Source organism: Paragemmobacter straminiformis (assembly GCF_014243445.1).
GTDB lineage: Bacteria > Pseudomonadota > Alphaproteobacteria > Rhodobacterales > Rhodobacteraceae > Paragemmobacter > Paragemmobacter straminiformis.
In genome coordinates, this window is sequence record NZ_JACLQD010000002.1 from 799620 (window position 1) to 816911 (window position 17292).

16 protein-coding genes are annotated in these 17292 nt (G+C 65.8%); 10 read left to right on the plus strand and 6 right to left on the minus strand.

Going from position 1 to position 17292, the window contains the following annotated elements:
- From H7F16_RS09695 to H7F16_RS09710, 4 genes are read right to left on the minus strand one after another with little or no spacing between them, the layout of a single operon-like run.
- On the minus strand, positions 1–1320 hold the full coding sequence (locus H7F16_RS09695; protein ID WP_185797351.1) for a pilus assembly protein TadG-related protein: 1320 nt from the start codon (positions 1318–1320) through the stop codon (positions 1–3).
- Positions 1321–1327: 7 nt separating this feature from the next.
- Positions 1328–2263, minus strand: a complete 936-nt coding sequence (locus tag H7F16_RS09700; RefSeq protein ID WP_185797352.1) for a type II secretion system F family protein — start codon at positions 2261–2263, stop codon at positions 1328–1330.
- Between the two features lie 12 nt (positions 2264–2275).
- The gene (locus H7F16_RS09705; protein WP_185797353.1) at positions 2276–3268 is read right to left on the minus strand and encodes a type II secretion system F family protein; all 993 of its coding nucleotides are present in this window, start codon (positions 3266–3268) and stop codon (positions 2276–2278) included.
- Positions 3269–3270: 2 nt separating this feature from the next.
- Positions 3271–4665 carry a TadA family conjugal transfer-associated ATPase gene (locus tag H7F16_RS09710; protein WP_185797354.1) on the minus strand — a complete coding sequence of 465 codons (1395 nt, stop codon included), beginning with the start codon at positions 4663–4665 and terminating at the stop codon, positions 3271–3273.
- A gap of 406 nt (positions 4666–5071) precedes the next feature.
- On the opposite strand from H7F16_RS09710, the gene H7F16_RS09715 reads away from it, so the two are divergent.
- From H7F16_RS09715 to H7F16_RS09760, 10 genes are all read left to right on the plus strand, one after another.
- The gene (locus H7F16_RS09715; RefSeq protein WP_206682589.1) at positions 5072–5833 is read left to right on the plus strand and encodes a LuxR C-terminal-related transcriptional regulator; all 762 of its coding nucleotides are present in this window, start codon (positions 5072–5074) and stop codon (positions 5831–5833) included.
- Between the two features lies 1 nt (position 5834).
- On the plus strand, positions 5835–7865 hold the full coding sequence (locus H7F16_RS09720; RefSeq protein ID WP_185797355.1) for an ATP-binding protein: 2031 nt from the start codon (positions 5835–5837) through the stop codon (positions 7863–7865).
- A gap of 277 nt (positions 7866–8142) precedes the next feature.
- Positions 8143–8319: a Flp family type IVb pilin gene (locus tag H7F16_RS09725; protein WP_185797356.1), complete on the plus strand. Its 177-nt coding sequence runs from the start codon at positions 8143–8145 to the stop codon at positions 8317–8319.
- A 101-nt stretch (positions 8320–8420) separates the two neighbouring features.
- A complete protein-coding gene (locus H7F16_RS09730; protein WP_185797357.1) occupies positions 8421–8948 on the plus strand; it encodes an A24 family peptidase in 528 nt (175 codons plus the stop codon).
- A gap of 36 nt (positions 8949–8984) precedes the next feature.
- Positions 8985–9794, plus strand: coding sequence for a Flp pilus assembly protein CpaB (cpaB, locus tag H7F16_RS09735; RefSeq protein WP_185797358.1), 810 nt, complete (start codon positions 8985–8987; stop codon positions 9792–9794).
- Between the two features lie 33 nt (positions 9795–9827).
- Positions 9828–11090 carry a CpaE/TadZ family protein gene (locus H7F16_RS09740; RefSeq protein WP_185797359.1) on the plus strand — a complete coding sequence of 421 codons (1263 nt, stop codon included), beginning with the start codon at positions 9828–9830 and terminating at the stop codon, positions 11088–11090.
- Positions 11091–11107: 17 nt separating this feature from the next.
- On the plus strand, positions 11108–11554 hold the full coding sequence (locus H7F16_RS09745; RefSeq protein WP_185797360.1) for a TadE/TadG family type IV pilus assembly protein: 447 nt from the start codon (positions 11108–11110) through the stop codon (positions 11552–11554).
- Positions 11551–11943, plus strand: coding sequence for a TadE/TadG family type IV pilus assembly protein (locus tag H7F16_RS09750; protein ID WP_185797361.1), 393 nt, complete (start codon positions 11551–11553; stop codon positions 11941–11943). The genes H7F16_RS09745 and H7F16_RS09750 overlap by 4 nt, the downstream gene beginning before the upstream one ends.
- 114 nt (positions 11944–12057) lie before the next feature.
- Positions 12058–13203 (plus strand): efflux RND transporter periplasmic adaptor subunit, encoded by a 1146-nt coding sequence (locus H7F16_RS09755; protein WP_185797362.1) that lies wholly within the window; start codon positions 12058–12060, stop codon positions 13201–13203.
- Positions 13200–16262 carry an efflux RND transporter permease subunit gene (locus tag H7F16_RS09760; RefSeq protein ID WP_185797363.1) on the plus strand — a complete coding sequence of 1021 codons (3063 nt, stop codon included), beginning with the start codon at positions 13200–13202 and terminating at the stop codon, positions 16260–16262. The genes H7F16_RS09755 and H7F16_RS09760 overlap by 4 nt, the downstream gene beginning before the upstream one ends.
- Before the next feature lie 69 nt (positions 16263–16331).
- On the opposite strand, the gene H7F16_RS09765 is transcribed toward H7F16_RS09760, so the two are convergent.
- Together H7F16_RS09765 and H7F16_RS09770 are read right to left on the minus strand one after the other, a co-directional pair.
- Positions 16332–16619, minus strand: coding sequence for a DUF1330 domain-containing protein (locus tag H7F16_RS09765; protein WP_206682590.1), 288 nt, complete (start codon positions 16617–16619; stop codon positions 16332–16334).
- On the minus strand, positions 16616–17281 hold the full coding sequence (locus tag H7F16_RS09770; RefSeq protein WP_185797365.1) for a GntR family transcriptional regulator: 666 nt from the start codon (positions 17279–17281) through the stop codon (positions 16616–16618). The genes H7F16_RS09765 and H7F16_RS09770 overlap by 4 nt, the downstream gene beginning before the upstream one ends.
- Between the last annotated feature and the right edge of the window lie 11 nt (positions 17282–17292).

Consider the following 17292-nt stretch of genomic DNA (forward strand, 5'->3'; position numbering starts at 1 on the left):
CTATTCGTACAGGCGCACGATTTCTGACGCCCAGAGGTCACGGGTGCCCGCGCTGGCGCAGGTTGCTTTCAAGGTCGAGTTGCCGGTGAGCGTGATGGTCGAGGCGATGACTTGCGTGCAGCCGTTGGTGCCTGCGGAATCGCCCGAGAACTGGATGGCGGAAGCGGGGGTATAGATGGCCCCTTGCAGGACCGAGCCGGAAGATCCGTTGATGATATGGCTTGCCGTGGTGGCCGTGCGCGCGCCGAAGAACAGCACGCCGGACAGCGGGCCCGTGGTCGGGGCAGAGAGCCCGAGGGTGACGTTGCCGTTGAGGCGGACATCCACCTCGGACGAGGCGAGATAGAAGGTCACACCCGCCCCCGAAAGCTTGGCGGCGGTGGTCGAGGTCAGGCTGCCGCCGTTGACGGTGAGATTTCCACCCTCGACGATGTAGAGGCCGGGCATCAGCGTCACTTCGCCCCGGACGTCGAAGCCGTTGCAGAAGCGCATGGATTTCAGACCGCCGCCCAGGGGATGGACATCCGTCGGCGTCAATGTGGTCGGGTTCTGGTTGTTGCCGACGTTCTTGGGTTTGCAGGCGCCGATGATGGCCGGTTCGGGCAGATTGGAATAGGGATCGCGGGCGCGCGCCGCGTTGGTGATGACCGAAGGACAGGATGTCAGGGTCAGGCCCGAGTTCACCGAAGCGCCGCCGACCGTATGGATGCAGCCCGTGGTGATGGCCGATCCCATGCCGCCCATCGAATAGGAGGTGTTCGACACCGAGTTCGAGGCGATGTCGCAGCCCGTCAGGGTGACGTTGGTCGACCCGCCCACGCTGACCGCGCCATTGGCGGCACCGGAGAGCGCGAGCATGCAGGCGGTCGCGTCGCCCTCGATCACGGTGACGGCCCGTCCGGCAAGGGCGACATCGCCGGTTTCGAACAGGGCGGTGAACCAGCGGGCGTGGTTTTCCGACAGGATCACCTCGATCGCATTCGGGTTGCCCTTTTTCGCGCCCGAGAGGGGCGGGATGTTGACGGTCAGCGTGCCCGCGGCGGGAAAGCCTGCCTGTGTCGCGATGTAGCGGGCGGCGGCGGTGGCCTGCGCCTTGCTGTCGCCTGCACGGATGCGCACGCCGGCGGCATGGGCCGAGACATCGGCGATGTGCTGGACGCGGCGCTGGATGTGATACCAGTAGCCGGTTTCGACCCAGAGGCCGAGGCCGCCGATCACCACGGGAAACAGGATTGCGGCAAGGATGATAACGCTGCCACGGCTATCTTGCCGGTAGCGGCCGAGGGCGGTGCGGAGACGTCGGGTCAGTTGGGCGAACATGGCAGCCTCAGGAGCCGAAAACCTGCATGAGCGCAGGCGCGATGATGACGGCGAAGAGAACGGGCAGGAAGAACAGGATCATGGGCACGGTAAGCTTGGGCGGCAGAGAGGCGGCCTTTTTCTCGGCCGCTTGCAGGCGCATGTCGCGGTTTTCCTGACTGAGGACGCGCAGCGAGGCGCCCAGCGAGGTGCCGTGCCGTTCGGCCTGTTTCAGCGAGGCGATCACCGCCTTGACCGTGTCGAGCCCCGTGCGCGCGGCAAGGTTCTCATAGGCCATGCGGCGGTCGGGAAGGTAGGAGAGTTCCGAGACGGTCAGCATCAGCTCTTCGGCCAGATCGACCGAGTCGAGGCCGATCTCGTCGGCGACCTTGCGCAGGGCCTGATCGATGCCCATGCCGGATTCGACGCAGATCAGCATGAGGTCGAGCGCGTTGGGCCATGCCCGCTGGATCGCCTGCTGGCGTTTGATGATGCGGTTCTTCAACAGGACGGCGGGCAGGAAGAAGCCGAAGAGGCTGCCGGCAAGGCTGGCGAGCAGCAGGACCGGCAGGGGCTGGTCGAGTTCGATCACGAAGCGAAGGTAGAAAAAGCAGATCGGGCCAAGGGCCAGCACGCCGACGATGCGCAGCGAGAGATAGGTGGTCAGCGCCGAAGGCCCGCGCAGGCCGGCCATTTGCAGCCGGTGCGCGGCTTCGCCCCCCGGAAGGCGGCGCAGGATGTCGAAGCGGTTGGCGAGGGCATCGAACAGGGCGGCAAGGCCGTGCAGGTCGCGGTTGCCGTCGCGGTGGCGGCGGTTCGTCTCCGCCTCGCCGGCGACCTGCGCCAGACGGGTGGAGAGGCGGTCTTTGCCGAGTTGCGGCAGAAAGACCGCGATGGCCGCGGAACTTACCGAGATGAAGGAAAGCAGCGCGATGGGGTCGGTGGCGAGACGGGCAAGGGACATGGCGTCCTCCGTTCAGTAATCGAAGCGGATCATGCCGCGCATGACCAGAATGCCGAGACCCATCCACAGGATCGAACCGCCGAGGATGAGGTTGCCCAGAAGCGTGGTGAAAAGGACGTTCAGATAGCCGGGGCTGATGAAGAAAAGCACGGCCATGACCAGCGGCGGCATGGCCCCGATGATCGCGGCAGAGGTGATGGCCTCGGAACTCATCGCGCGGATCTTGCCGGCGATGTTCTTGCGGCCGCGCAGCACCTTGGACAGGTTGGACAGGGCCTCGGACAGGTTGCCGCCGGTCTTGGACTGGATGCCCACGACGATGGCGAAGAAGGATGTCTCCGAAAGCGGCATGCGGTCGGCAAGCCGCTGCACCGCTTCGTCGAGCGGCACCCCGAGGGTCTGATCGCGCACGACGATGGCGAATTCGCCACGGATGGGTTCCTCCATCTCGGTGGCGATGGTCTTGAGCCCGTCGGCCAGCGCCATGCCCGAACGGACACCGCGCACGATGATGTCGATGGCGGTGGGGAAGTCGTCGGAGAAGCGCTTGAGGCGGGCGCTGCGCTTGTGGGCGACAAAGAGGTGGGGCAGCAGCAATCCGGCGGCGGCGGCAAAGCACAGGGCGGGCAGGACGGCGAGGCCCGTAAGGCCAAGCGCAAGGATCAGCGCGGCAAGGCCCACAAGGGCCGAGACGGTGTAATAGGTCTTGCGCGTCCAATCGAGACCGGCCTGACGCAGGCGGCCCGTCAGCGTGGGCTGGGCGCGGCGGCGGGCGCGCCCGATCTCGCGGGCGCGCAACTCGCGCAAGGACTCGCGGACGCGGCGCTTGCGGCGCTGGTCTTCGGTTGCAAGGCCATCGGAGGCATCGTCATCGGAGCGTTTGCCGAGGCGGTCCATCCGCTCGCGCAGGCGCGCCGCGTCGGAGGGAGTGGCCCATCCGAGGACAAGCGCGGCGATGCCGACCGAGACGAAACAGAAAACGGCGACTTGCAGCGGCGTGACCATGATCAGACCCCTCCGTTCGATCTGCCGGCGGCTTCGAGGGCGGCGGTGACGTTCTTGGCCTCGCCGAAGTAGCGGGCGCGGTCCCAGAAGCCGGGACGCATCACGCCGGTCGAACGGTGGTGGCCGAGGATGTGGCCCTGCGCGTCCTCGCCGTCGATGTCGTAGACGAAGAGGTCTTGGGTCACGATGACGTCCCCCTCCATGCCCAGCACTTCGGAAATGTGGGTAATCTTGCGCGAGCCGTCGCGCAGGCGGGCGGCCTGCACCACCACATCGACCGATTTCGAGATCATCTCGCGCAGGGTGCGCGCGGGAAGGGTCGATCCGCCCATCGTGATCATGGTTTCCAGACGCGACAGCGCCTCGCGCGGGGAGTTGGCGTGGACGGTGCCCATCGAGCCGTCATGGCCCGTGTTCATCGCTTGCAGAAGGTCGATGGCTTCCGCGCCGCGGACTTCGCCGACGATGATCCGCTCGGGGCGCATCCGCAGGCAGTTCTTGACCAGATCGCGCATCGTCACCTCGCCCTCGCCTTCGAGGTTCTTCGGGCGGGTTTCGAGGCGGACGACATGGGGCTGTTGCAGTTGCAGTTCGGCCGCGTCCTCGCAGGTCACGATGCGTTCGGTGGGGTCGATGGCGCGGGTCATGCAGTTCAGCAGCGTCGTCTTGCCCGACCCCGTGCCGCCCGAGATCAGCACGTTGCAGCGCACGCGGCCGATGATGCGCAAAAGCTCGGCCCCTTCGGCCGTGATCGAACCGAAGCGGACAAGCTGGTCGAGGGTGAGTTTGTCTTTCTTGAATTTCCGGATGGTCAGCGTGGTGCCGTCGATCGAGAGCGGCGGGGCTATGACGTTGACGCGGCTGCCGTCTTGCAGGCGGGCGTCGCAGATGGGCGAGGATTCGTCCACGCGGCGGCCGACCTGGCTGACGATGCGCTGGCAGATGTTCAGCAACTGGGATTCGTCGCGGAAGCGGATATCGGTTTCGACAAGCTTGCCGCCGACTTCGATCATGATCGGGCGGCAGCCGTTCACCATGATGTCGGCGATGTCGTCGCGGGCGAGCAGCGGCTCGAGCGGGCCGAAACCGAGAATGTCGTTGAGAAGGTCGGTGAGCAGGACCTCTTGCTCGGCGGCGGTCATCACCGCCTTTTTGGCGGCGAGAATGTCGGAGACCAGCAGGCCGATCTCGCGGCGGGCGATTTCGGTGTCTTGCTGGCCCACGCGTTTCATGTCGATCGTATCGATCAGCGCATCGAATACGGCTTTGCGCAGCCCGTCGAATTCCTGCGCCCGCTGCGGGGCGACAGGGTCTGCCGCCGCGGGGCGGAGGGTCTGGATCGTCACGATCTGGGGCTTTGCTTGCGCTTCGGGTTGGCGCTGGCGTTTACCGAACATGGTGTTCCCTTGCATCACGGGTGGGGCCTTGATCGCCCCTGACGAAATGGCGCGACACTTGCACCTGTGCGGATGGAATATCGCGCGACGGCCCTGCGCATCCATTCGGCCTGATGGCCTAATCCGGCGGGACGGGGCGCGAATCATCCGGCGGATGGCCTTTGGACGCGCGGCACAACCTTGGCGGAGGCGGCGCGCAATCGCTGAAAATCAAAGGGAAACCGGACAAAACCGGAGGGAGCGGGACCGGAAACCCACCGGTCCGAAGGCCATCGGACCCAGACCTTTGGATATGGGGTGATACTGTCGGGATGGTTTTCGCGCGTAAGCGCTTTACGGAACTAAAAAATAGTTAACATGATCCGGCCAAGACAGCGCGACAGGCGATTGCCGGACCGCGGGGCGGATGGAGGACAAGATGAACCAGATGCAGATGCAGATGCAGACAGCGGTGGCCTCGTTCCCGACGGCAGTGATGCAGGCCAAGGTCGCCCCCGCCGAACGTGTGGCAGTTATCGCGGATGACGACGAGTTCTTCCGCATGGCGCTGGCGGCGGTTCTTGTGCAGCGCTGCAACTTTGCCCGCGTGATCCAGACCGGCAGCTATGCCGAGGCCATCGAAGCCATCGAAGCCGAAGCCCATGTGACGCTGGCCCTGTTCGACCTGAACATGCCCGGAATGGAAGGCCCTGCCCTGCTGCACCATCTGCGCGAGACGTGCGACCATCTGGAAAAGGTCGCGGTCGTGTCGGCATCGCGCCGCCGCGAGGATATCATCGAGACCCTGTCTGCCGGAGCGCATGGCTATGTGTGCAAGGCGTCGGGCGTGCAGGAATTGTCGGATGCGCTGGGGCAGATCCTTGACGGGCGTATCTATGTGCCGCGGATGATCGCGGATATCGCCCCTGCCAAGGATGCCGCGCCCGCGCTTGCGGTGGTGGCGCAGGATGCGCCGGCCGCGGCCCATGCCGATGCACCGGCCCTGTCGCCGCGCCAGTCGCGGGTGCTTGAGATGCTGGTGCGCGGCAAATCCAACAAGGAAATCGCGCGCGAGCTGAACCTTGGCGCAGGCACGGTCAAGGTGCATATGGCGGCGCTTTTCTCGAAGCTGGGCGTCGCGAACCGTGCCGCCGCCGCGGTGGCGGGGACGCGCATGCTGGGTGCCTGACGTGACGCCGCGTGCGACCGGCGGCCAGCGCCGCGACGGTCTGCGTATCGACGGGTTGCGCCTGATCATCATCGCGGTTTCGGCCGTCGGACTTTTCACGACATATTCCGCGCTGGCGATCTATCGCTTCGGCGACCTGTCGCGGTCGTTGCAGCAGGGCATATCGACCAGCACAGGACGGAGCGAGGCCCTTGCAGGGCTGGCGGTGGCGCTGGAGCGCGATGCCGCGCGGATTCCTGCGGCGGCGGCGGCCGCGCTTGCGCTGCTTGATGCGCCGGATGTGAAGGCGCTGACGCCTGCGCTGGCAGAGGCGCGTGCAGGAAATGGCGCCGAGGCGCGGGGACTGGTGACGAAGCTTGCCGGGGCCGAGGCGGCGCGGCGCGACACATTGGTTGCGATGTGGGACGAGGCGAGCCAATCGCTGTCGCAATCGCTGTCGCTGTCGCTCGCCTCGATCGTAGTGCTGCTGTTCACGGTGGTGCTGCGCAGTCTGGCCTATCTTTCCGCACGCGACCGGACCGAGGCACAATTGCGCCGCGCCCGCGCCGAAGCCGAGGCCGCGACGCTTGCCAAGTCCGAGTTTCTGGCGACGATGAGCCACGAGATCCGCACGCCGCTGACCGCGATCAAGGGCTATGCCGAATTGCTTGACGCGACGCCGCTTGATCCGTCGCAGCGCGACCATCTGGGACGGTTGCGCGATGCGGGTGATGTGCTGGGCACCCTGATCGACGATATCCTCGACCTGTCGAAGATCGAGGCGGGGCGGATCGACCTGCACAGGGGGGCCGTCGACATCTCGGCACTTGCCGAGCGGGTGATCGCGCTGGTCCGGCCCGTTGCCGCAGCCAAAGGGCTGTCGCTGGCCTGTTCGGTGGCAGAAGGTCTGCCGCGCCATATCGAGGGCGATGCGGGGCGCTTGTTGCAGGTGCTGCTGAACCTGACCAACAACGCGGTGAAGTTCACAGCGAAAGGCGGGGTCACGCTGGCATTCGAGCGGCGGGGCGAAAGCCTTGCCGTCATCGTGCGCGACAGCGGGATCGGTATCGCGGCCGCCGATATGGGGCTGCTGTTCAAGCGGTTCAGCCAGATCGACAGTTCGCTGACCCGCGCGCATGGCGGCAGCGGGCTTGGCCTTGCGATCAGCCAGGGCCTTGTGCAGCAGATGGGGGGCGAGATCACGGTCGAGAGCGTGGTCGGGCAAGGCAGTTCCTTTACCGTCACCCTGCCCTTGCGCGCGGCGGCGGAACCGCAGCCGCAGCAGGTGCCGCACCCTGCCGGGCTGGCGCAGGCCCCGCAGGGAGCGCGGGTGTTGATCGTCGAGGACAGCGCGCAGAACCAGGACCTGATCCGCGCGGTGCTGACGCGGGCGGGATATGCCTGCCGCAGCGCCCTGGACGGGGTCGAAGGGTTAGAGGCGGCGCGGGCGGGCGCTGTCGATCTGGTCATCATGGACATGCAGATGCCACGCATGGACGGGATCAGCGCCACGGCGGCCATCCGCGCGCTTGAAGGCCCTGCGGGGCGGGTGCCGATTCTGGCGCTTTCGGCCAATGCGCGCCCCGATCAGGCCGCGGCGATGGCGCGGGCGGGCGCGGACCGCCACCTTGCCAAGCCCTTCGGGATCGAGGATCTGACGCAGACGGTGGGCGCCCTGCTTGCGGGGCGGCTGCCCGAGGCCGCGCGCCCTGCGCCGCCCCCCCAGCCGGCCCTGCGGGACGAAGCGGCCCTGGCATCGCTGGTCGAGCTTTTGGGGGCGGAATGGGTGCGCGGGCGGCTTGGGGCCGTGCTGGGCGATCTGGACTGGATCACCACCGAAAGCGACGGGCCGGATTTGCGCAAGCGCGCGCACAGGCTGATCTCGGAGGCGGGGCAGCTTGGCTTTCCGGCGCTTGCGGAGGCGGCGCACCAGCTGGAAGAGGCGATTGACGCGGGCGCGCCGCTCGCCGCACTTCGCGCAACGCTTGCCGAACGTGCGGCCAGCGCGAAGGCTTTTCTGCCCGCCCTTCTGGACGGACTCGGCCGCGGCTGACCGCCGACCGGCGCCCCAGCCTAAAGCCTTGGGATGCATCCTTTCGGATGGCGGCCAAGCCATTGATTCAAAATCAAATAAACGCAGATGACCGAACCTAGGCCGAATGGCCTATATGCCCGGCGGCAATGGCCTAAAGCACCAGTCCGAATAGCGCGAGCGGCGAAAAACACCGATCTTCATCGCATCGGACGGCAAGCAAGAACGCCCCGTCCGGGAAGAAACACACGGGATTAGCTGCCCGATCAACCCGACGATCAACCCAAGGATCAAAGTCATGAAAACCCTCGTTTCGCGTTTCATCAAATCTGAATCCGGTGCCACCGCCATCGAATACGGCCTGATCGCCGCGCTCGTCTCGGTCGTCATCATCACCGCCATCACCACGATGGGCACGAACCTGACCGCGACCTTCGACTCGATCGCGACCGCCTTGGGTGGCGCGACCCAGTGATCGGCACAAAGGCCGAACTGCCCGATGCCGTGCGGGGCTGAACGATCCGCCCCGCACAGCGACACTTTCTCCGGCAGGACCGGGCGCAAAGGAAAGCCAAAATGGACTTGCTTCCCAACTGGCCAGACCTGAACCAAGCGGCGGCGACAATCGCTGTCGCGCTGTTTCTTGCGGCGCTCGGCTATGCGGCGCTGCGGGATGTGCGGACCCTGACGGTTCCGAATGCGCTTGTCGGCGGCCTGCTGCTGGTGTGGGTCGTCTTTGCGCCGATCGCGGGGCTGAGTTCGCGCGAGATGGCGCTGGATGCCGGATCGGCTGCAATGGTGTTCTTTGCCACGGTGGCCGCCTATGCGATGGGCTGGATGGGCGGCGGCGACAGCAAATTGCTGACGGTGTCGTCGCTTTGGCTTGGTGCCGGACAGGTGGTGCCGTTCCTGATGGCAACGATGCTTGCCGGAGGCGGGCTTGCGCTGGGGATCGTGGCCTTGCGGCTGTTGCCGCGCAATCTGCCCTTTCCCGACCGGTTCGCCCCTGCCGAAGGTGCCGCGCGCGAGCTTCCCTATGCGCTGGCCATCGCGCTTGGCGCCCTGACCGTTCTTCCCCGTACCTCGTGGCTGGGCGCGCTGTAACGCTGCGCCGACCGTCCGACCAAAAGGATATTCCCTATGTTGCGCGTGATCCTGCTTTCCATCGCCCTTGCTGCCGGCGTCTCTGCGGCCTGGCTTGTGCAGGCGGTGCAACCGACCGAGGCGAATGCCGACAGCGACACCGCCAAGGCCGCCATGCAGACGGTCGAAGTGCTGGTTGCGGCGACGGACCTTCCGGCAGGGACGGTGTTGCAGGCCGATGACATGCGCTGGCAGGTCTGGCCGGCCGAAGCGGCCAATGACGCCTTCATCCGCTATTCGGCGCGGCCGACCGCTCCGACCGAGATTGCCGGCACGACGCTGCGCATGCCCTTGCGGGCGGGAACGCCGATGATGGACGACCAGGTCGGCGACACGACGAACGGCTTCCTGTCGGGCGTGCTGACGCCGGGGATGCGCGCGGTCGCCATTCCGGTTTCGGCCGAGCGCACGGCGGGCGGCTTCATCCTGCCCAACAACCGCGTCGACGTGCTGCTGGTGATGTCTTGCGAAAGCTCGGCCGATTGCTCGAACGGGGTCGAGGTGCATACCATCTTGCAGAATGTGCGGGTTCTGGCCATCGACCAGTCGGGCACCGATCCGGAAAAGAGCGCCGTCGTCGGCAAGACCGCGACGCTGGAGCTGTCGCCGTCGGATGCCGAAGAGATCGTCGCAGCCGAAGCCGCGGGCAAGCTGTCGCTGGTGCTGCGTGCGAGCAGTGACGAGACGATCGTCACGCTGGGCAAGGACAGTATCCCCGCCGCCCAGCCCGCCACGCCCGAGCCTGCACGGACACATACGGTTCGCGTGATGCGCGCAGGCGTCGCCGAAACCTATGATGTCAACTGATCGCAACACCGCAATTCGACGGAACGCCCGAAGATGACCCTTCACCTTGCCGATTTCACCAATCCTTTGCCCGAGGTTCCGGAATTTGCGTCCCAGCCTGTGGGACTGCTGCCGCCGCTGAACATAGCCGTCTTTACCGAAACGCCCGCCTTTGCCGCCTGCGTTGCCGGATTGGGGGCAAGCCGCCAGTTCGCCCGTGTGCGGATGGTGGTGCATGAGGGCGGGTTGAAGGGGGCGCTGGCGGCCTTTGTCGATGCCCCTGCCCCGCAATTGCTGCTGATCGAGACGGATGCCGCGCCGCAAGACTTGCTCGAGGGTCTGGATGCGCTTTCGGAATTCTGCGATCCGGGCACGCGGCTTTTGCTGGTGGGCGGCGACAATGACATCGCGCTGTATCGCGAACTGATCCGCCGTGGCGTTTCCGATTATCTGCCGCGTCCTGTCAGCGTGGCGGGTGTGCTGAAAAGCCTTGCGGACATCGCCTCGCACCACGGGGTTGCGGCGAAGGGGTCGCTTACGGCCTTTGTCGGGGCGAGCGGGGGTGCCGGGTCGTCGACCGTCGCGCTGAATACGGCATGGCTGGTGGGACAGGCCGGGCACGGGATGGCGGGGTTGATCGACCTCGACCTCGATTTCGGGACGGCGGGCGTTTCGCTGGCCCTCGACGCCTCGCGCGGGATCGCCGAGGCGCTGCGGGCGGGGGCGAACCTTGACGCGCAACTGCTGGACGGGCTGTTCGACAGCTACGACGCGAACCTGCGCGTGCTGGCGGCGACCGATGCCGCGGGGCTTGCGCAGAACCCGACGACCGAGTCGGTCGACCATCTTTCCGATCTGGCGCGAAGCGAGGGGCAGTCGGTGATGCTGGACCTGCCGATGATCGGCAATCCGCTTACGCGCCATGCGCTGCGCTCGGCGGACCGGGTGGTTCTGACCACGACGCCCGATCTGGCGGGCCTGCGCAACAGCCGCAAGATGCTCGACATGATCGCGGAGATGCGGCCCGACGATCCGCATCCGCTGGTGGTGCTGAACAAGGTGGGGCTGTCGAAACGCACCGAAATCGGCGCGCGGGATTTCGCGCATACGCTGGGAATTGCCCTGACGGCGACCCTGCCCTTTGACGGCAAGGGGTTTGCCCATTCGACCAACCTCGGGCGGGTGCATGTGGCGACACGGGCGGGACGCGGTGCTGCAAGCGCGTTGCAACCCTTGGTGCGCGCGCTGGCCGGAGCGGGGCATCCGGAGAAGGCCGCAGCCAAGCCTTTGCTGCAACGTCTGCTGCACAGGGGGTAGCGATGTCGGGGGTAGCGATGTCGGGGGTTTTGAAGAGCTTCTGGGCGGAAACGGCCGGTGTGGCGGCAATCGAGTTCGCCCTGCTCGCGCCGACGCTGCTGGTGATGCTGCTCGCTTCGATGGACCTGAGCGCCGTTCTGTCCGAGCGCGAGGGGCTGGACCATGTGCTGCGGTCGGGCGCGCAGCTGGCGATGGCGGATGCGGGGAGTTCGGCCGTGCTTGCCGTGATGCAGGGTGCGGCGTCGGAACAGTTCCCGCAGGCTGCGGTTCCGGCGGTGACGCTGAGCGCGTCGCGGTTCTGCGCCTGCCCGAATGCGCCCGCCACCTCGGTCGGGTGCGGGACGATCTGCACGGGGAACCAGCCCACCTATATTTTCTACCACATGTCCGCGACCAAAAGCTTCAGCGGCATCCTGTTTCCGCGCCTCGATTTCGCGCCCGCGCTTCAGGTCGAAGTGCGATGACCGCCCTGCAACGCTTTGTGCGTGACGAGGGCGGGGCGACGGCCGTGGAATTCGCGATTGTCGGCGCGATCTTCGTGGTTCTTTGCATGGGGCTGATCGACTTTGGCCGCAACTTCGACCTGCAGGGGCGGGTCGGCCATGCGGCGGATGTGGCGGCGCGGACGCTGTTTCTGGACAAGACCGCCACACAGGCACAGATCACGGCGCGGATCGGCGCGGCCTTTCCGACGCTGGGTTTCGACGAGATGACGCTGACCGTGACCAACCAGACCATCGGTGCGCATCCCTATCGCAAGGTGACGGTTTCGATGCCGCTGCATTTTCTGACCCCCGGCTTCCTGCGGCGCGGGGGAACCATCTCGGTTGACCGGATCGTGCCCGTCGGCTGAGTTTTATCGCGCCATCTCAGGTGCGAAACCGGACCTTTCCTTGACATTGCGGCTGGAAGTGTAAATGCAAACAGGGCATTACACCGCCTGTCTTTCGCACGAAGGGTCCGATCCATGGTCAAGCGTCTGGTCATCGCCATCATCTTGCTTGCCCTGATCGGAGGCGGGCTGGTCGGCTTCAACATGTTCCGCGACAACATGATCGCGCAGATCTTTGCCAACATGCCGCAGCAGACGGCCACGGTATCGACCGTCGAGGCGAAGCCCGTGACTTGGACGCCGGTGATCGAGGCCATCGGCACGGTCAACGCGGCACAGGGTGTGGAGTTGACGACGGAAACGGCGGGTGTGGTCAAGGCGATCAGCTTCACCGCCAACGCGCGGGTCGAGGCGAGCGCGGAATTGCTGCGGCTGGACGATGTGGTGGAACGGGCCGATGTGGAAGCGGCGCGGACGCAATCGCAACTGGCCGAGACCAATCTGAAGCGCACGTCTGAATTGTCGCAGCGCGGGGCCGCCACCAATGCATCGCGCGAGCAGACGGAGGCGGCGGCGGAAGCCGCCAAGGCGCAGCTTGCCCGGGCCGAGGCGGTTCTGGCGCAGCGCGTGGTTTCGGCCCCCTTTGCCGGAACCGTCGGGATCGCGCGGGTCGATCTTGGCCAGTACGTGACGCCCGGAACGGTGGTGGCGACCTTGCAGGACGTCTCGACCATGCGGGTCGATTTCGCCCTGCCCGAACAGGATTTGCCCAGCCTGAAGGTCGGCCAGAAGATTTCGGTCCGGATTGAGGGCTTGGACGAAAGCTTTGCGGGGGCGTTGACGGGGATCGATCCGCGCGTCGACCCCGCGACGCGACTGGTCGCCCTGCGCGGATCGGTCGAGAATGCGGGCGGCAAGCTGACGCCCGGCCAGTTCGTGCGGATCAAGGTGGAACTTCCCGCCGAAGAGGGCGTCATCGCCCTGCCGCAAACCACGGTGAGCGCCAGCCTTTACGGCGATTACGTCTATGTCGTCCGCCCCAAGGAAGGGGCCGAGCCGCCGAAAGAGGGCGAAGCGCCGGCGCTGGAAGTGCGGCAGGTCTTTGTCGAGACGGGGCGCCGTTCGGGCGGTTTGGTCGAGGTGCGCAGCGGCGTGGCCGCGGGCGATCAGGTGGTGACGGCGGGGCAGAACCGGCTGACGAACGGGCAACCCGCCGCTGTCGACAATTCGGTCAACCCGGCCGCCGGGGCCACGGGTGCCGCGACGGGGGCAACGGAATGAGCCCGTCAGACATTTTCATCAAGCGGCCCGTCCTGTCGACGGTGCTGGGTCTTTTGATCCTGCTTTTGGGCTTTCAGGGCCTAAGCTCTTTGTCGATCCGGCAATATCCCAAGGTGGACGAGACGGTTATCACCATCTCGACCATCTATCCCGGCGCCGCCCCCGAGTTGATTCAGGGTTTCATCACCTCGCCCATCGCGGCGGCCGTGGCGACGACCGAGAATGTGGATTACGTCACCTCGTCCTCGCGTCCGTCCTCCTCGACGGTGACGGTGAGCATGCGTCTGGGGGCCAACCCCGACGTGGCGCTGACCGAGGTGATGTCGAAGGTGCAGCAGGTGCGCAGCCAGTTGCCGTCCGAGGCGGAAGACCCGACCATCGTGAAGGGCACGGGGATGAACTTCGCCACGATGTATCTGGCGATGCAGAACCCCAACATGACGGCCGAGCAGATCACCGAATACATCCAGCGCGTGATCCGTCCGCGCATGTCGACGATTCCGGGTGTGGCCGAGATTCAGGTGATCGGGGCTGCGAATTACGCCATGCGTGTCTGGGTGGACCCCGTGAAACTGGCCGGGCGCGGCGTGACGGCTGCCGAGGTTCTGGCGGCGATCAACGCCTCGAACTTCTTGTCGGCGCCGGGCAAGACGCAGAATGAATACGTGGCCTATGCGATCACGCTGCAATCGACGCTGCAGACGCCCGAGGCTTTCGCCGCCCTGCCCGTGCGGGCGACGGGGGATGACGTGGTGCGCCTGGGCGATGTGGCGCGCGTGTCGCTGGAAGCGAAATCGTCGGATACGATCGTGAACTTCAACGGCCAGCCCGGCACCTTCATCGGGATTTTCCCGACCCCGGGGGCCAACCCGCTGGACATGTCGGCCGAAGTGATCAAGGCGCTGCCGTCGATCCAGAGTTCGTTGCCCGACGGCATGCTGCTGACCATGATGTATGACAGCACCGAGCAGATCAGCGCCTCGATCGACGAGGTGTTCAAGACGATTGCCGAAGCCGTCACCATCGTCGTGGTGATCATCCTGCTTTTCCTCGGCTCGTTCCGGTCGGTGTTGATGCCCATCGTCACCATTCCGCTGTCGCTGACGGGCGTGCTGTTCGTGCTGTTCCTTTTCGGCTATTCGATCAACCTTCTGTCGCTGCTGGCGATGGTGCTGGCCATCGGGCTTGTCGTCGATGACGCCATTGTCGTGGTCGAGAACATCCACCGCCATATCGAGGAAGGGTTCCGCCCGATCCAGGCGGCGTTCCTGTCGATGAAAGAGATTTTCGGGGCGGTCGTCGCCATGACGATCACGCTGGCGGCCGTGTTCGCGCCGCTTGCCTTTACCGGCGGGTTGACCGGATCGCTGTTCCGCGAGTTCGCGGTGACGCTGGCGGGGGCGGTGGTGATTTCCGGCGTGGTCGCGCTGACGATCACGCCGATGATGGCCGCACGCGTGCTGAAGCAGGGACATTCCTCGCGGTTCCAGACGGCGGTGGACCGTGCCTTCGACCGGCTGGCCGCGTGGTATGAACGGCGCGTGTCCTCGAGCCTCGACTACCGGCCTGTCACCTTTCTGATGGTGGCGGTGCTGGTGTCGCTGACGGGGTATCTGTTCCTGAAAACCTCGACCGAGCTGGCACCTGAGGAGGATTCGGGGGCGCTGTTCTCGTTCGTCAACGCGCCGCCCTATGCGACGAGCGCCTATACGCGCACCTATATCGACCAGATGCGCGATCTGACCAAGGATTTGCCCGAGCTGTCGGCCAATTTCTCGATCGTGGGTTTCGGCGGGGCGACCAATTCGGGCATCGCGCTCTGGGCGTTCAAGGACTGGTCCGAGCGGGAGCGGTCGCAAAAGGAGATACAGGCCGATCTGCAGGGGCGGATCAGCCCGATCACCGGGGTGCAGGCCTTTGTCTTTGCGCCGCCTTCGCTGCCCGGCGCAGGCGGGGGCCTGCCGATCAGCATGGTGCTGCAATCGACCGGACCTTCGGACCGGATTTTCGAGGTGGCCGAGGAGATCAAGGCCAAGGCGCAGGCTTCGGGCAAGTTCATCATCGTGCAGAATTCGCTGGCCTATAACGCGCCGCAGATCACGGTGAAGATCGACCGGGACCGCGCGGCTGCGCTGAACCTGCCGGCTTCGGATATCGGGCGGACGCTGGGGCTGCTGGTGGGCGGCGGTGCGGTGGCGCAGTTCGACCGCGATTCCAACAGCTATGACGTGATCCTTCAGGTGCCCGAGGAATATCGCAACAACCCCGAACGGTTGCGCGATTTCTACGTGCGTTCGGCCACGGGGGCGATGGTGCCGCTTTCGGCGGTGATCACGGTAGAGACCGGCGTGGCGCCTTCGGCGATCGAGCAGTTCAACCAGCTCAACTCGACCACCCTTTCGGCCCTGCCGATTCCGGGCGTGTCGACGGGCGACGGCTTGCAGACACTGGTCGATGCGGCGCGGCCCCTGCTGCCGGACGGGTTCTTCATCGACTATTCGGGACAGTCGCGGCTGGAAGTGACCGAAGGCAACACGATCATGATCGCCTTTGCGGCGGCCATCGTGGTGATCTATCTGGTGCTGGCGGCGCAGTTCGAGAGTTTCCGCGATCCGCTGATCATCCTGATGTCGGTGCCGCTGTCGATCTTTGGCGCGATCATTCCGCTGAACATCGGGTTGGGGACGCTGAACATCTATACGCAGGTCGGGCTGATCACGCTGATCGGACTGATTACCAAACACGGCATCCTGCTGGTCGAATTCGCCAACCAGGCGCGGCGCGAGCGCGGGCTTTCGCGGCGGGACGCCATAGTCGCCGCGGCCAAGGTGCGGTTGCGGCCCATTCTGATGACGACGGCGGCCATGGCGCTGGGGGTCATTCCGCTGATCATCGCAAGCGGCGCGGGTGCGGCCGCGCGCTATTCGGTGGGTCTGGTGATCTTTTCGGGCATCACGGTCGGCACGATGTTCACGCTGTTCGTCGTGCCTGCGTTCTACACGGTGATCTCGCGCGCCGAGATGGCGAAACCCGCCGAGGAGCCTGTCGAGGCGCATTGACGCGCCCGACGATTTTTCTGCGAAAAATCAGGGCGATCCGGCCGAGGCGCCGGATCGCCCCTCCTGCCGCTAGAGACCTTCGACGATGACGACCTGCGCCACGCAGGCCCCTGCCCTTTGCGCCTTGGCCGCCTGATATTCGGCGCTGGCATAGCAGGCGCGGGCGGCGGAAAGGCTGGGAAATTCGATCACGACATGGCGGGCGAAGGCGGGGCCTTCGAGCGTTTCCGCCTCGCCTCCGCGCGCCAGAAACCTTGCGCCATGCGCGGCGAATGCGGCGGGGGCAAGCGCCTGATAGCCCGCGTAGGCCTGCGCGTCGGTGACGGTGACATGGGCGATCCAGTAGGCGGGCATCATTCCCCCTGAAGCAGGCGCTGCGCTATGGCCGACGCTTCGGTCAGGTGGTCATGCACGGCACGGGCCGCCGCTTCGGGGTCGCCTGCGGTGATGGCATCGGCGATGCGGGTCATGCGGGCCTGTCCGGAAACATGGCGGTCGGTGGTGGCAAGGGTCAGGGCGCGCAGGCGGCTGATGCGCCCGTTCAGACGCCGGACGATCTCCCATGCGATATGGTGGCCCGCGGCGCGGAAGATGCATTCGTAAAAGCGGGTCGTCGCATCGAAAAGCGCGGTCTCGCTGCCGTTCTGCGCGGATTGCAGGGCGGCAAGGGCCGCGTGCAGATCGGCCTTGACCGCATCATCCGCGATGCGGGCGCAATCGGCGGCGGCGCGGGATTCGAGAAGCAGGCGGATGTCATAGATCTGGCGGGCCTGATCCCAGTCGAGCCGTGCCACGATGGGCCCCTTGAGCCCCGCACTGTCGACCAGACCTTCGGCCTCGAGGATGCGGATCACTTCGCGCACGACGCTTCGCGAGACGCCGAGTTGGTCGCAGAGCGTGCGCTCGACAAGGCGTTCGCCGCTTTTGAAGCGGCCCGAGATGATTGCCGTGCGCATCCGCGCAAGGACCATCTCGCGCAGGCGTTGCGGCATTTCGTGGATCTTCAGATCGTCATCCATAGGACAAAACT